Annotated in this window: 9 protein-coding genes and 1 pseudogene; 9 read left to right on the top strand and 1 reads right to left on the bottom strand. The window is 67.6% G+C overall.

What is annotated here, in order from left to right; translation table 11 throughout:
* The first annotated feature begins 386 nt into the window (after positions 1-386).
* Positions 387-1,904 (top strand): type VII secretion protein EccB, encoded by a 1,518-nt coding sequence (eccB, locus tag A5760_RS12595; protein ID WP_064881154.1) that lies wholly within the window; start codon positions 387-389, stop codon positions 1,902-1,904.
* On the top strand, positions 1,901-6,067 hold the full coding sequence (gene eccCa, locus A5760_RS12590; RefSeq protein ID WP_064881152.1) for a type VII secretion protein EccCa: 4,167 nt from the start codon (positions 1,901-1,903) through the stop codon (positions 6,065-6,067). The genes eccB and eccCa overlap by 4 nt, the downstream gene beginning before the upstream one ends.
* A gap of 35 nt (positions 6,068-6,102) precedes the next feature.
* Here eccCa and A5760_RS12585 read toward each other — a convergent pair whose 3' ends face one another.
* Positions 6,103-7,266, bottom strand: a complete 1,164-nt coding sequence (locus tag A5760_RS12585) for a cytochrome P450 (protein WP_064881150.1) — start codon at positions 7,264-7,266, stop codon at positions 6,103-6,105.
* Between the two features lie 291 nt (positions 7,267-7,557).
* Here A5760_RS12585 and A5760_RS12575 point away from each other — a divergent pair, with 291 nt between their 5' ends.
* The 7 genes and pseudogenes from A5760_RS12575 (at position 7,558) to A5760_RS12545 (ending at position 15,090) form a co-directional block, all read left to right on the top strand.
* Positions 7,558-7,752: a ferredoxin gene (locus A5760_RS12575; RefSeq protein WP_064881146.1), complete on the top strand. Its 195-nt coding sequence runs from the start codon at positions 7,558-7,560 to the stop codon at positions 7,750-7,752.
* A gap of 483 nt (positions 7,753-8,235) precedes the next feature.
* On the top strand, positions 8,236-9,480 hold the full coding sequence (locus tag A5760_RS12570) for a PPE family protein (protein ID WP_064881231.1): 1,245 nt from the start codon (positions 8,236-8,238) through the stop codon (positions 9,478-9,480).
* A 77-nt stretch (positions 9,481-9,557) separates the two neighbouring features.
* The gene (locus A5760_RS12565) at positions 9,558-9,857 is read left to right on the top strand and encodes a PE family protein (RefSeq protein WP_007771425.1); all 300 of its coding nucleotides are present in this window, start codon (positions 9,558-9,560) and stop codon (positions 9,855-9,857) included.
* Positions 9,858-9,864: 7 nt separating this feature from the next.
* Positions 9,865-11,085 carry a PPE family protein gene (locus tag A5760_RS12560; RefSeq protein WP_064881141.1) on the top strand — a complete coding sequence of 407 codons (1,221 nt, stop codon included), beginning with the start codon at positions 9,865-9,867 and terminating at the stop codon, positions 11,083-11,085.
* Between the two features lie 131 nt (positions 11,086-11,216).
* A pseudogene (locus A5760_RS12555) lies at positions 11,217-11,705 on the top strand (PE/PPE C-terminal domain-containing protein); the annotation flags it as partial.
* A gap of 566 nt (positions 11,706-12,271) precedes the next feature.
* The gene (locus A5760_RS12550) at positions 12,272-13,528 is read left to right on the top strand and encodes a PPE family protein (RefSeq protein ID WP_064881139.1); all 1,257 of its coding nucleotides are present in this window, start codon (positions 12,272-12,274) and stop codon (positions 13,526-13,528) included.
* A gap of 332 nt (positions 13,529-13,860) precedes the next feature.
* Positions 13,861-15,090 carry a PPE family protein gene (locus tag A5760_RS12545; RefSeq protein ID WP_064881138.1) on the top strand — a complete coding sequence of 410 codons (1,230 nt, stop codon included), beginning with the start codon at positions 13,861-13,863 and terminating at the stop codon, positions 15,088-15,090.
* Positions 15,091-15,472 lie beyond the last annotated feature (382 nt).

Genomic DNA, 15,472 nt, shown 5'->3' with positions numbered 1-15,472 from the left:
ACCCGGTGCGAGTTGGCTGATTCTTTGCTGCGTGGTGGCCCGCCATTCATTTACGACTTCTTCCGGGAACGGCGTGGTGCGCTCGACAGGACGAAAGGCCGCGCGCCCACTACGATGCTCCGAGGAGACGAGAAGGATGCGGTCGGTTCATCCGTGGGGGAGACGAAACTGCCAGCTCAATGGCGCGTATCGCCGCCGTCCTCGCCGGCGGCTCCGGCGCGGGGAACGTGGCCGGCTTCGGGTGCATAAAGAGATGTAGAAGTGAATGGCTTCGGCGCCGCGTGGCGAGGTTCGCGCAGGTGCCTTACGGTTGTCATGTAATTCGCGCTGGGATCAGTTCAGCGGGACAATATCCAGGCGCATCAGTAGACCGGATGGTGAATTAAGTGGCGGAAGAGAGTCGCGGGCAGCGCGGGTCGGGGTACGGCCTCGGGTTGTCGACCCGGACCCAGGTGACCGGCTACCAGTTCCTTGCGCGCCGGACCGCGATGGCACTGACCCGGTGGCGAGTGCGCATGGAGGTCGAGCCGGGACGGCGTCAGAACCTGGCCGTGGTGGCATCGATCTCCGCCGCGCTGGTGATCTGCCTCGGCGCGCTGCTCTACTCCTTCATCAGCCCGGCCGGCCAGATCAACGAGTCGCCGATCATCGCCGACCGCGACTCGGGTGCCCTGTACGTCCGCGTCGGCGAGAAGTTGTACCCGGCGCTGAACCTGGCGTCGGCCCGCCTCATCACCGGCCGCCCGGACAACCCGCACCTGGTCAAGTCCAACCAGATCGCCAGCCTGCCGCGCGGTCCGATGGTGGGCATCCCGGGCGCACCGTCCAGCTTCCACCCGACCAGCCCGGCCGCGTCGTCCTGGTTGGTCTGCGACACCGTGGCGAACTCGACCGGGGCCGGCGCACCGTCCGGTGTGACGGTGACGGTGATCGACGGCAACCCCGATCTGGGCAACCACCGGCGGGTACTGACGGGGTCGGACGCGGTGGTGCTGAACTACGGCGGGGACGCCTGGGTGATCCGGGACGGACGTCGCTCCCGCATCGACGGGTCGAACCGATCGGTGCTGCTGCCGTTGGGTCTCACCCCGGAGGAGGTCAGCATGGCCAAGCCGATGAGCCGCGCCCTGTATGACGCGTTGCCGGTGGGCCCCGAACTGACCGTGCCGCAGATCCAGAATGCCGGTGCCGGGGCGTCGTTCCCGAACGCGCCGGGCCCGATCGGCACGGTGATCGTCACCCCGCAAATCAGTGGGCCGCAACAGTATTCGCTGGTGTTGGCCGACGGCGTGCAGACGCTGCCGCCGTTGGTGGCCCAGATCCTGCAGAACGCCGGGCCGGGCAACACCAAGCCGGTGACCGTGGAGCCGTCCGCGCTGGCGAAGATGCCGGTGGTCAACAAGCTGGATCTGTCGTCCTACCCGGACGCGCCGCTGAACGTGATGGACATTCGCGAGAACCCGGCGACCTGCTGGTGGTGGCAGAAGACCTCGGGTGAGAACCGGGCTCGCGTCCAGGTCATCTCCGGCGCGACGATTCCGGTCGAGCAGAAGGACGCCGGCAGGGTGGTTTCGCTGGTCAAGGCCGACACCACCGGCCGCGAAGCCGATCAGGTCTTCTTCGGGCCCGACTACGCGAACTTCGTGGCCGTCACCGGAAACGACCCCGGAGCCAAGACGACCGAATCGTTGTGGTGGCTCACGGATGCGGGTGCCCGATTCGGAGTCGACGACACCCGCGAGGTACGAGAAGCGTTGGGCCTCAAGACGAAACCGGGTCTGGCGCCGTGGGTGGCGCTGCGACTGCTGCCGCAGGGGCCGACGTTGTCGCGAGCGGATGCGCTGGTGGAGCACGACACGCTACCGATGGATATGTCACCAGGAGAGTTGGCGGTACCGAAGTGAAACGTGGATTTGCGCGGCCTACGCCGGAGAAGCCTCCGGTAATCAAGCCGGAGAACATCGTCCTGCCGACGCCGTTGAGCATCCCGCCGCCGGAGGGCAAGCCCTGGTGGCTGATCGTGGTCGGCGTCGTGGTGGTCGGCCTGCTGATCGGTATGGTCGCCATGACCTTCGCCAGCGGTTCGCACGTGTTCGGCGGCGCCGGCTCGATCTTCCCGATCTTCATGATCGGTGGGGTCGCGATGATGATGTTCGGCGGCCGGTTCGGCGGCCAGCAGCAGATGAGCCGGCCCAAGCTGGACTCGATGCGTGCCCAGTTCATGCTGATGCTGGACATGCTGCGCGAGACCGCCCACGAGTCGGCCGACAGCATGGACGCCAACTACCGGTGGTTCCACCCGGCGCCCACCACGCTGGCCGCCGCGGTCGGGTCATCGCGGATGTGGGAACGCAAGCCCGACGGCAAAGACCTGAACTTCGGCGTGGTCCGCGTCGGCGTCGGTATGACGCGCCCCGAGGTGACCTGGGGTGAGCCCCAGAACATGCCGACCGACATCGAGCTGGAGCCGGTGACCGGTAAGGCGCTTCAGGAATTCGGGCGCTACCAAAGCGTCGTCTACAACCTGCCCAAGATGATCTCGGTGCTGGTCGAGCCCTGGTACTCGCTGGCCGGAGATCGCGAGCAGGCGGTGGGACTGATGCGGGCGATCATCTGCCAGCTGGCGTTCTCGCACGGGCCCGACCACATGCGCATGATCGTGGTCAGTTCGAACCTGGACGAATGGGACTGGGTGAAGTGGCTGCCGCACTTCGGTGACCCGCGTCGCCAGGACGCCGCCGGCAACGCGCGCATGGTCTACAGCTCGGTGCGCGAGTTCGCCGCCGAGCAGGCCGAATTGTTCGCCGGCCGTGGCTCTTTCACGCCCCGGCACGCCAGTTCGTCGGCACAGACGCCGACCCCGCACACCGTGATCATCGCCGATGCCGTCGACCCGCAATGGGAGTACGTGATCAGCGGCGAGGGCGTCGACGGGGTGACGTTCTTCGACCTGACGGGTTCCGCGATGTGGAGCGCGGTGCCGGAGCGCACGCTGCGGTTCGACGAGAAGGGTGTGATCGAGGCGCTGCCCCGCGACCGCGACACCTGGATGGTCATCGACGAGAAGCCCTGGTTCTTCGCCCTCACCGACCACATCAGCGCCGCCGAGGCCGAGGAGTTTTCGCAGAAGCTGGCGCGCTGGCGGCTCGCCGAGGCGTACGAGGAGATCGGCCAGCGGGTGGCGCACATCGGCGCCCGAGACATCATGGCCTACTACGGAATTGACGATCCGGGCCGCATCGACTTCGAGTCGCTGTGGGGTAATCGCAACGACTCGATGGGCAGGTCCCGGTTGCGCGCGCCGTTCGGTGTCCGCTCGGACAACGGCGAGCTGCTGTTCCTCGACATGAAGTCGCTCGACGAAGGCGGCGACGGCCCGCACGGCGTCATGTCCGGTACGACCGGTTCGGGTAAATCGACCCTGGTGCGAACCGTGATCGAGTCGCTGATGCTCAGCCACCCGCCCGACGAGCTGCAGTTCGTGCTGGCCGACCTCAAGGGTGGATCGGCGGTCAAGCCGTTCGCCGGCGTGCCGCACGTGTCCCGGATCATCACCGACCTGGAAGAAGACCAGGCGTTGATGGAGCGCTTCCTGGACGCGCTCTGGGGTGAGATCGCCCGCCGCAAGGCGATCTGCGACAGCGCCGGTGTCGACGACGCCAAGGAATACAACTCGGTGCGCCTCCGGATGCGGGCACGCGGCCAGGACATGGCGCCGCTGCCGATGCTCGTGGTCGTCATCGACGAGTTCTACGAGTGGTTCCGGATCATGCCGACCGCGGTCGACGTCCTCGACTCCATCGGTCGTCAGGGTCGCGCGTACTGGATCCACCTGATGATGGCGTCGCAGACCATCGAGAGCCGCGCCGAAAAGCTCATGGAGAACATGGGTTACCGGCTGGTGCTGAAGGCGCGCACCGCCGGTGCGGCGCAAGCGGCCGGTGTGCCGAACGCGGTCAACCTGCCCGCGCAGGCCGGTCTGGGCTACTTCCGCCGCAGCCTGGAAGACATCACCCGGTTCCAGGCCGAATTCCTGTGGCGGGACTACTTCCCGCGCGGCCTCACCGACGACGGAGACGAAGCGCCGGCGCTGGTGCACAGCATCGACTACGTCCGTCCCCAACTGTTCACCAACTCGTTCACCCCGCTGGAAGTCAGCGTCGGTGGACCGGACGTCACCGCTCCCGCCATCCCCACCGACGGCGACCCGCTTCCGATCGAGGCGGCCGAGGACGACGACTCCGAAGGGATCCGGACGCCCAAGGTCGGCACGGTCATCATCGACCAGCTGCGCAAGATCGACTTCCAGCCATACCGGCTGTGGCAGCCGCCGCTGAGCCAGCCCGTCGCCATCGACGAATTGGTGAACCGCTTCCTCGGCCACCCCTGGCAGCAGGACTACGGCACCGCGCAGGATCTGGTCTTCCCGATCGGGATCATCGACCGTCCGTTCAAGCACGACCAGCCGCCGTGGACGGTCGACACGTCGGGGCCCGGTGCCAACGTGCTGATCCTGGGTGCCGGTGGTTCGGGTAAGACGACCGCGCTGCAGACCCTGATCTGTTCGGCGGCGCTCACCCACACGCCCGAGCAGATCCAGTTCTACTGCCTGGCCTACAGCAGCACCGCGCTGACCACCGTCGCCCGGCTGCCCCACGTCGGTGAGGTGGCCGGTCCGACCGACCCCTACGGCGTTCGCCGCACGGTGGCCGAACTGCTGGCCCTGGTGCGGGAGCGCAAGCGCAGCTTCCTCGAGTACGGGATCGCCTCGATGGAGGTGTTCCGGCGGCGCAAGTTCGGCAACGAGCCCGGTCCGGTCCCCAACGACGGCTTCGGCGACGTCTACCTGGTGGTGGACAACTACCGGGCGCTGGCCGAAGAGAACGAGGTGCTGATCGAGCAGGTCAACGTGATCATCAACCAGGGCCCCTCGTTCGGGGTGCACGTGGTGGTCACCGCCGATCGGGAATCGGAGCTGCGGCCGCCGGTGCGCAGCGGTTTCGGCTCGCGGGTCGAGCTGCGGCTGGCCGCCGTGGAAGACGCGAAGCTGGTGCGTTCGCGCTTCGCCAAGGACGTTCCGGTCAAGCCGGGTCGCGGCATGGTCGCGGTCAACTACGTCCGCCTCGACGCCGACCCGCAGTCCGGTCTGCACACGTTGGTGGCGCGTCCCGCGCTGGCGAGTACGCCCGACAACCGATTCGAGTCCGACAGCATCGTCGAAGCCGTCAGCCGGATCACGAGCGCTCAGGCTCCGCCGGTGCGCCGGCTGCCGGCGACATTCGGGGTGGAACAGCTCCGCGGACTCGCCGCGCAGGACACCCGCCAGGGCGTCGGTGCGGGCGGAATCGCTTGGGCCATCTCGGAATTGGACCTGTCCCCGGTGTATCTCAACTTCGCCGAGAACGCGCACCTGATGGTGACCGGCCGTCGCGAATGTGGGCGTACCACGACGCTGGCCACGATCATGTCCGAGATCGGGCGGTTGTACGCGCCTGGAGCGACCAGCGCGCCGCCGCCGCCGCCGGGGCAGCCCTCGGCCCAGGTGTGGCTGGTGGACCCGCGTCGTCAGCTGCTGACCACGCTCGGCTCCGACTACGTGGAGAAGTTCGCCTACAACCTCGACGGCGTCCAGGCGATGATGGGTGAACTCGCCGCGGTCCTGGCCGGCCGCGAGCCGCCGCCCGGCTTGTCCGCCGAAGAGCTGCTGTCCCGGAACTGGTGGAGCGGGCCGGAGATCTTCCTGATCGTCGACGACATCCAGCAACTGCCGGCAGGCTTCGACTCGCCGTTGCACAAGGCTGCACCGTGGGTGACCCGGGCCGCCGACGTCGGCCTGCACGTGCTCGTCACGCGGACGTTCGGTGGTTGGTCCTCGGCCGGCAGCGACCCGATGTTGCGGGCACTGGCCCAGGCCAACGCGCCACTGCTGGTGATGGACGCCGATCCCGACGAGGGCTTCATCCGCGGCAAGATGAAGGGTGGTCCGCTGCCCCGTGGCCGAGGCCTGCTGATGGCCGAGGACACCGGTGTGTTCGTTCAGGTCGCAGCGACCGAGTTCCGCAAGTAGGACGGCGCGCTGCGCTGGGGCCGACCGGGTGAGGTTCAGCCCCAGCGCAGCGGCAATGCCTTGAGCGCGAAACTCTTTGACGGGTAATTGATCTCGGGGGAGTAGTCCTCGGGCAGTTCGAAATCCGGAATCCGGGACAGCCATTCCGCGACGATCACCGTCAGTTCGATGCGCGCCAGGTGAGAGCCCAGGCAGCGGTGCGGTCCACCGCCAAACCCCCAGTGCCGGTGGACTTTTCCGTCCATGTTGAGCTCGTTGGTGGACATCGCGTCGCTGTCGTCGCGATTGACCGCGGCCATGCACAGCCGCACCGACGTGCCCGGCGGCAGTGTCATGCCGCCGACTTCGACGAATTCGGTGGTGATCCGCGGCGCCACCGGGGCCGACGGTTCGAGTCGGACGATCTCCTCGATGAAAACCCTGATCTGCTTTGGATTGTCGCGCAGTTCCTTGCGCAGCTGCGGCCTGCGCCCCAACTCGTACAGCGAGAACCCGATGGCCGCCGTTACCGTGTCCAGACCGGCCAGGATCAGCAGGTGGCTCATGCCCAGCAGCTCGAGGTCGGTGAAGTTGCCCTTGCCGGTTATCACCTTCGACAGCATGTCCGACCCCGGGTTCTGCCGGCGCTGTGCGATTGCGTCGGCCAGGTACTGCAGCAGTTGATCGGACTTCTCGATGTCGCTCTGGGTGATGAAGGGCTTTTCGCCGACGATGGCGTCTTTCCAATCGATGAGGCGGTCACGATCCTCGACCGGCAGGCCGTAGAGGTCCAGGAACACCTGAAACGGGTAGAGGTTGGCGAAGTCCGCCATCACCTCGCACTCGCCCCGGCCGGCCAGGGCGCCGATCATCTCGCCGGCGTGGCGCACCAGCACCGGGCGCGACTTGCTCAACGCGTGCGGGCTGAAATACGGCTGCAAAATCTGGCGGTAGCGGGTGTGCTGCGGCGGATCAAAAGCCAGCGGCAGCACCGGCAATGGGTGGCCAGGAGGCTGCAGCACCGTCGATGAGAAGACCTTGGTGTTGCGCAGTGCGGCCAGCACGTCTTCACGCCGGGTGATGTAGTAGTGGCCGTTCATGAAGACAACGGGTCCGGCGTCGCGCAGCGTCTTCCACCCGAGGCCCCGGTCCGCGGTCATCGGAAGCGTGGCGAAATCAAGTCGGGGTAGGTAGAACGAGCCCTGCTGGCCTTCGCTCATGCGCTTCGATCTCCGGTTGTCTCTATTTGTCCGAAAACCGCGACGCGATTGCGCCTTCGTCGGACTTCGTCGATATCAACATGTGGCGGCACACCAATATTGCATGCGCGGCAAAGGAACACGGACACGCCTACCCGGGCGCAACCGGAACTTCCGGCGCACGGAATCGGCTGGCGAACATCTTCGATACTTTACCGACCGACTAACCTGGGTATCGAACCGTGAAGTGCCAGCCCGGCCATTTCGTGGAGCCGGTTACGGCCGAACCGGGCCGCCTAGGGAGGAAACCTCGTGAGGGTTCGTCTGGAACAGTCGAAGTGTGTGGGCCACGCCCAGTGTTACGCCGTCGACCCAGACCTGTTTCCCATCGACGAGTCCGGCTATTCGATTCTCGAGGAGCACGACGTCGCACCCGAAGACGAGCAATTGACTCGCGACGGCGTCGCTTCCTGCCCCGAAATGGCACTGATTCTCGAAGAGGACTGACGGCGCAAATCTGTCCTGGCGCGGCGGGCCAAAAGCAAACGGATGATGAACAATCCGTTGACTTTAGTGAACTCCCCCCGACCGGGAATGAACAGTGGCTGGCCATTAATGAACAGGTGGCTCTGGGTGTCGGTGTTTGCCTCGTAACGAACTAATCTCAGTCGCGGGCGGCAGTTCGGGCACACGCGAGCTGTCGCTCGGTTGCTGACAGCGGGGGATAAGTCGAGGCCAGAAGGTGCATGACGTTCTTGACCGGATGTCCGAGAAGTGTGGTGGCAGACCACCTTTGCGGACACAGCCAATCGGTCAGGATGCATCGTCCGGCGCGGCTGACGGGGTCGCGAGCGGAAAGCATCGCACAGCGATCCCCCGGCATCGGCGGCCAACAGGTGGCGTCGTTTACAGAGCCGTGACCACGACCACTACTGATTCCTATGTGACAGCCGAGATCGCATGCGTTCGCGGCCGACTGAGGAGGACACGGTGTTTGACTTCGCGGCGTTACCGCCCGAAATCAATTCCGGTCGCATGTATGCGGGTCCGGGGTCGGGGCCAATGATGGCCGCGGCCGCCGCCTGGGATGAGATAGCGGCGGAATTGGGTGTTGCGGCCAGCGGCTACAACTCGGTGGTTACCGAGCTCACCAGCGGGCCGTGGGTAGGACCGGCATCGATGTCGATGCTTTCGGCGATCACCCCGTACGTGACCTGGCTCAATACCATGGCCGCGCAGGCGGAGGAGACGGCAGGACAGGGCCGGGCCGCCGCGGCGGCCTTTGAGGCGGCGTTCGCGATGACGGTGCCCCCGCCGGTGATCGCCGCCAATCGAGTCTTGCTGGCGACCCTGGTGGCGACGAACTTCTTCGGGCAGAACACGCCCGCGATCGCGGCCACCGAGGCGCAGTACATGGAGATGTGGGCGCAAGACGCCGGCGCTATGGCCGGGTACACGGCGTCTTCGGCGGCCGCGTCGACGTTGAGCCCGTTCGTCACGCCGCCCAACACCACCACCCCGGAGGCGGACTCCGATCAGGCCGCCGCGGTCGCCAAGGCCGTCGCCGAGCCGGCGGGCAACACCGCACAGACCACGTCCCAGGTGGCGAGCCCACAAGCGTTGTCGGCCGGCACAACTCAGGCGGCGACACAAACGACCGCGGCCACCTCGAATCCGGGGTTGCTCTCGAGCACACTTCAGGACTTCTTGAATTCGGGGCTGCCGACCCCCACAAACAACTACCTGGGCCTGAATCCCACCCTGTACACCGTGATCCTCAAGCAAACCTCGGGTCTTGCCTATTTCTCGAATGGCATACCGGCCTTCTGGTCGCAGCTCGCCCAGCAGTTGGTCTCCGGTCCCGGTGGTACCACGGCCGGTGCCGGTGGTGCCTGGTTCCCGACGCCGCAGTTCGCGACCCTGGGTCTGGGCAACCTGGGCGGTGTCGGCCACGTGGGTGCCGTCTCCGCGGGGGTCGGCCAGGCCGGCCGGGTGGGGCTGCTCTCGGTGCCCCAACACTGGGGGACGTTGACCTCGTCGGTGACCCCGGCGGCACTGTCCGAAGAGGCCGCTCCGATCGAGGCCGCGGCGGCCGGTGGCGCCAATTCCCCGGCCAATGGGCTGCTGCGCGGCATGCCGGTCGGATCGATCGGGCGGCGCGGCGCGGCCGCCGGTTACGTCAACAAATACGGGTTCCGCTACAGCGTGCTCACCCGGCCACCATCGGCCGGATAAGAAGAGTCCAGATGAACGCCATGAACGGTCAACACAACCCAATGCTCGCCGGGCCCCACCGAAGGGAAGGAAACTAGATGTCCTTTGTGACCACGCAGCCCGAGGCGCTTGCCGCCGCAGCGGGCAATCTGCAGACCATAGGCTCAACGCTGAGCGCTCAGAACGCCGCCGCAGCGGCCCCGACGACGGGGGTGGTGCCGGCGGCTGCCGACGAGGTCTCGGCGCTCACGGCGGCGCAGTTCGCCGCGCACGGGCAGATGTACCAGGCCGTCAGTGCTCAGGCGGCAGCGATTCACGAAATGTTTGTCAACACCCTGAGCACCAGCTCTGGGTCGTACGCGGTGACTGAGGCGGCCAACGCGGCCGCGACTGGTTAAGGAGTCAATGATGTTGGATTACGGAGCGTTTCCGCCGGAGTTCAATTCGGCGCGGATTTATTCTGGTCCGGGATCGGGGTCCTTGATGGCCGCCGCGTCGGCCTGGAGCGCACTGGCGGCCGAGCTCAACTCGGCGGCGCTGAGCTACGAGCAGGTGGTCACCGCGCTCAGCAGCGAGGAGTGGACCGGCACAGCCTCGGCGGCGATGGCCCAGGCGGCGGCTCCCTACGCCGCATGGATGACCACCACGGCCGCTCAGGCCGAGGAGGCGGCCACCCAGGCGCGTTCGGCTGCCGCGGCGTATGAGACCGCGCTGGCCTCGTCGGTGCCTCCCCCGCTGATTGCGTCCAACCGGATGCAATCGCAGCAGCTGCAGGCGACGAACGTGCTGGGGCAGAACACTCCGCTGATCGCGCAGCTGGAGGCCCAGTACGGCGAGATGTGGGCGCAGGATGCGGGCGCGATGTACAGCTACGCGGGCCAGTCCTCCTCGGCGACCAACGTGACTCAGTTCCAGAAGGCGCCCGAGGTGACCAATCAGTCGGGCCAGGCCAACCAGGCTGCGGCGGTCACCAACGCGTCGGCGAACTCGACGGCGACCAACACGTCGAAGACCCTGCAGTCGCTGGCGACGCCGGCCGCAAGCTCGACAGTCAAGGCCGCTGCGACACCCGCGGCCACGACCAGCACGGATCCGTTGTCGGAGCTCTGGTTCCTGCTGACCGGGCAGACCAGCCTGCCCACCAGCCTGGGAGGGGCCGTCAACGGCTACAGCCCGTTCGCCAGCCTCTTCTACAACACCGAGGGTCTGCCGTACTTCAGTACCGGTATGGCCAACACCTTCACGCAGATCTCCAAGACCGTCGGGTTGATCGGCGGCGCGCCTGCGGCCGCGGCCAAGGCGCTGCCCGGGCTCGGTGGGCTGGGCGGCATGCTGGGTGGCGGTGCCGCCGCGGCGCACCCGGTGGCGGCGCTGGGCAGCGCGGCCTCCGTCGGTGGCAAGTTGTCGGTGCCGGTCGCCTGGTCGGGAGCGTCGGGGGCCGCGCCGGCCCTGGGCCATGCGATCCCGGTCAGCAGCATCAGCGCCGCCCCCGAGGCGGCCGGCGGACCCGGCAACCTGCTCGGTGGCATGCCACTGGCTGGTGCGGGTGCGGCCGGGCACGGAGTCGTCGGTCCCAAGTACGGCTTCCGGCCCACCGTCATGGCTCGACCGCCCTTCGCGGGATAGCCTCAGCGCCAGCAGATCTCGGACGCGCCCTGCACCCGGAGGTATCGGGGGTGGGGCGCGTTCGCGTGTGCAGACCAACCTTCCAACCTTGCCGCAGCCCGATCGTCGGTCGCGTCTGTGACCCGGCCTTCCCGTCGAACCTGGGATCGCTGGTCAACGGCTACAGCCCGTTCGCAAGTCTGTTCTATAACACCGAGGGTCTGCCGTACTTCAGCACCGGTATGGCCAACTCCTTCACCCAGATCGCCAAGACGGTCGGGGGGATTGGTGGGGCGGCTCCCGCCGCGGCCAAGGCCCTGCCCGGTCTCGGTGGGCTGGGCGGCATGCTCGGCGGCGGCGCGGCCGCCGCTTACCCGGTCGCGGCGGTCGGCAGCGCGGCCTCCGTAGGTGGCAAGTTGTCGGTGCCGGTCACGTGGTCCGGAGCGTCGGGGGCCGCGCCGGCACTGGGGCATGCGGTCCCGGTCAGCAGCATCAGCGCGGCGCCGGAGGCGGCCGGCGGCCCCGGAAACCTCCTCGGTGGCATGCCACTGGCCGGCACGGGTGCCGCCGGGCACGGAGCCGCCGGTCCCAAGTACGGCTTCCGACCCACCGTCATGGCGCGGCCGCCCTTCGCGGGATAGCCCCCTTCGCGGGATAGCCCCCTTCGCGGGATAGCCCCCTTCGCGGGATAGCCTCAGCCCCAACTGATCTCGAACGCGCCCTGCCCGAAAGCAGCTACGGCAGGGCGCGTACTCGTGTGCCGGTAATCAACCGCGGGCCGACGGTCGGCCCTGAGGTACGTACAACGGCGAACGCTCTCACGCTCCGAATCACGGCCCGTCGGGGCCACCGCCGCGGCCATTATCTGCGGCCGGATTTTTATCCCGCTCTGGGGTTTTCGCGTCGGCACCATCGCCCCGGAGCGGGGCGCAATGTCGGTGCGGTAGGCGGGTCGCGCACGGCCGCGCCCGGGCGTTCCCGCAGGTAGCGACCGTGGCGGGAAGGCGCGACCGACGTCGGCCCGGTGCTGCCGCTGCGACGGCACACCGCTCCCGAAACTGCCGCCGGCGTAGCGGCGGCCGAATCGCGAAGCGGCGATGGAGCAGCGTCTGGACCTAGCCTTCCCAGCAAGCAAATTCTTCACGGTCATCGCCGAGAGACCATCTGCGAGGGGATACATGTCGTTCGAGCCCGGTGCTTCGTAACCATGGACTTCGGGGCATTACCGCCGGAGATCAACTCCGGCCGCATGTACGCGGGTCCGGGGTCCGGTCCGATCATGGCCGCCGCCGCGGCCTGGGACGGGCTCGGCGCCGAGCTGGGCTCGGCCGCCAGCGGCTACACGTCGGTGATCGCGGAGCTGACCCATGCGCCCTGGGTGGGGCCGGCTTCGGCGTCGATGCTGTCGGCGGTCACGCCGTACGTGAGCTGGCTGAGCGTCCTGGCCACGCAGGCCGAGGAAACCGCGGGCCAAGCCAGGGCGGCGGCGGCGGCCTTTGAGGCGGCGTTCGCGATGACGGTGCCGCCGCCGGTGATCGCCGCCAATCGCGTCTTGTTGGCGAACCTGGTGGCGACGAATTTCTTAGGGCAGAACACACCGGCGATCGCGGCCACCGAGGCGCAGTACACGGAGATGTGGGCCCAGGACGCCGCCGCCATGTATGGCTACGCCGGCTCGTCGGCCGCCGCCTCGGAGCTGACGCCGTTCACGTCACCGCCCAACACCACCACACCGGAGGCGGACTCCACCCAGGCCGCCGCGGTGGCCAAGGCCGTCGCCGAGCCGGCGGGCAACACCGCACAGACCACGTCGCAGCTGGCGAGCCCACAAGCGTTGTCGGCCAGCACAACTCAAGCGGTGACCCAAGCGTCGACCACGACGACCGCGTCGCAGCCCGGTCCGTTCACCTGGCTCACGAATGCGCTTCAGAACTTCACGCAGTCCGGGTTGCCGACCCCGACCAACAACTACCTGGGGCTGAACCCCAGCTTGTACACCGTGCTCCTCAAGCAGACCACCGGCCTTGGTTATTTCTCGAACGGTTTAACGAGCTTCTGGTCGTCGATCGCCCAGCAGTTGATCTCTGGTCCTGGCGGTAGTACCGCGGGTGCCGGTGGTGCCTGGTATCCCACCCCGCAGTTCGCGAGCCTGGGTCTGGGCAATCTTGGCGGTGTGGGCCACGTGGGTGCGGTGTCCGCGGGGGCTGGGCAGGCCGGCCGGGTGGGTCTGCTCTCGGTGCCCCAGCATTGGGCGACGTTGACCTCGTCGGTGACCCCGGCGGCATTGTCCGAGGAGGCCACTCCGATCGAGGCCGCGGTGGCCGGTGGCGCCAATTCCCCGGCCAATGGGCTGCTGCGCGGCATGCCGGTCGGGTCGATCGGGCGGCGCGGCACAGCCGCCGGTTATGTCAACAAGTACGGGTTCCGCTACAGCGTGCTCACCCGCCCACCATCGGCCGGATAAGCGGCGGAATCAGGCATGTATTACCTCACCTTTATCCGCGGCCGGATTTTATCCCCGACCTGGACACACGTGCGCCCGGCCGCGCCGGCATCCCGCCGCGGCGCCCGCGGCAGACGGGCACTGAGCTTGGACCATTCCCGCAGCTCACACCCACTACCGAAGCCCCTCGCGGGGGAGTCGGCCTGCATCGAGCGGCCGGCCCTGGCAACCGGCGCAAGGGCGCGCCGAGCAGCTGTTACTCCACTGACCGGCGGGGCGGTGGCCACCAGCGCATTAACGTCTTTCACTACTCGACGCATCGATTCGAACATCACAGGTTAAGGGGCATATTCGTGGTGGATTATGGGGCGTTCCCACCGGAGTTCAATTCGGCGCGGATCTACTCGGGTCCGGGGTCGGGTTCGTTCGTGGCCGCGGCGTCGGCGTGGAGCGCGCTGGCGGCCGAGCTCAACTCCGCCGCACTCAGCTATGACAATGTGATCACCTCGCTGAGCAGCGAGGAGTGGACCGGCACGGCGTCCGCGACGATGGCGCAAGCGGCCGAACCTTACGTGACGTGGCTGACGACGACCGCCGCTCAGGCCGAGGAGGCGGCCGCCCAGGCGCGTTCGGCTGCCGCGGCCTATGAGACCGCGCTGGCCTCGTCGGTGCCGCCCCCGCTGATCGCAGCGAACCGCACGCAGTCGCAGCAGTTGCAGGCGACGAACGTGCTGGGGCAGAACACCCCGCTGATCGCGCAGCTGGAATCCCAGTACGGCGAGTACTGGGCGCAGGATGCGGGCGCGATGTACAGCTACGCGGGCCAGTCCTCCTCGGCGACGAAGGTGACGCAGTTCCAGAAGGCGCCCGAGGTGACCAATCAGTCGGGTCAGGCCAACCAGGCCGCGGCGGTCACCAACGCGTCGGCGAACTCGACGGCGACCAACACGTCGAAGACGCTGCAGTCGCTGGCTTCGCCCGCGTCGAGCTCGACGACCAAGGCCGCGGCGACCCAGGCGACCACGGCGGCGACGACCAGCACCGACCCGCTGTCGGAGGCCTGGTTCCTGTTGACCGGGCAGACCAGCCTGCCCACCAGCCTGGGAACTCTCGTCAATGGCTACAGCCCGTTTGCGGGTCTGTTCTACAACACTGAGGGTTTGCCGTACTTCAGTACCGGTATGGCCAACACCTTCACGCAGATCGCCAAGACAACAGGACTGATCGGTGGGGCGGCGGCTCCGGCCGCGGCCAAGGCGCTGCCCGGCCTCGGTGGGTTGGGCGGCATGCTGGGTGGCGGCGCGGCCGCCGCTCACCCGGTCGCGGCGCTGGGCAGCGCGGCCTCCGTGGGTGGCAAGTTGTCGGTGCCGGTCGCTTGGTCGGGAGCGCCGGGGGCCGCGCCGGCGCTGGGGCATGCGATCCCGGTCAGCAGCGTCAGCGCCGCCCCCGAGGCGGCCGGCGGACCCGGAAACCTGCTCGGTGGCATGCCACTGGCCGGTGCGGGTGCGGCCGGGCACGGAGTCGCCGGTCCCAAGTACGGCTTCCGGCCCACCGTGATGGCCCGTCCACCCTTCGCCGGCTGAGCGCGGCACCAGGTATCGACGCCGAAAATGGGTCCGCAGTCATCTGTGCTCGCCGCATGATGCGCCTCGAGTTGTCCCGGTCGCTTCCGGGATCTGCGTCTGGCAGCCGCCGGCGCAGTCAAACGGCTGAGATGGGCGAAAGGAGGTCCCCGCGACACGCCGCCGGGAATGGTCGTCGCATCGATACTTTGCGACGAGTTAATCCGCGATCAGATTTTTATGCCGGGCGACGCGTCCACAGCATCCCGGGCGCCGGTTACCAGCAACTTTTTAGGCCGGGGGCTGGTACCGTGTGCTGTGACCGCCCTTCAAGGGGCAGCGGTCGAGGTCAGGCGCTGTTACTGTGTCGTTACCAAAAATGAATTCGCAGTACCGCTGAGTG

Source organism: Mycobacterium colombiense (assembly GCF_001665835.1).
GTDB classification, from domain to species: domain Bacteria; phylum Actinomycetota; class Actinomycetes; order Mycobacteriales; family Mycobacteriaceae; genus Mycobacterium; species Mycobacterium colombiense_A.
Note: the sequence above shows the minus strand (reverse complement) of the source record. Positions and strands in the feature narration are given on the sequence as shown.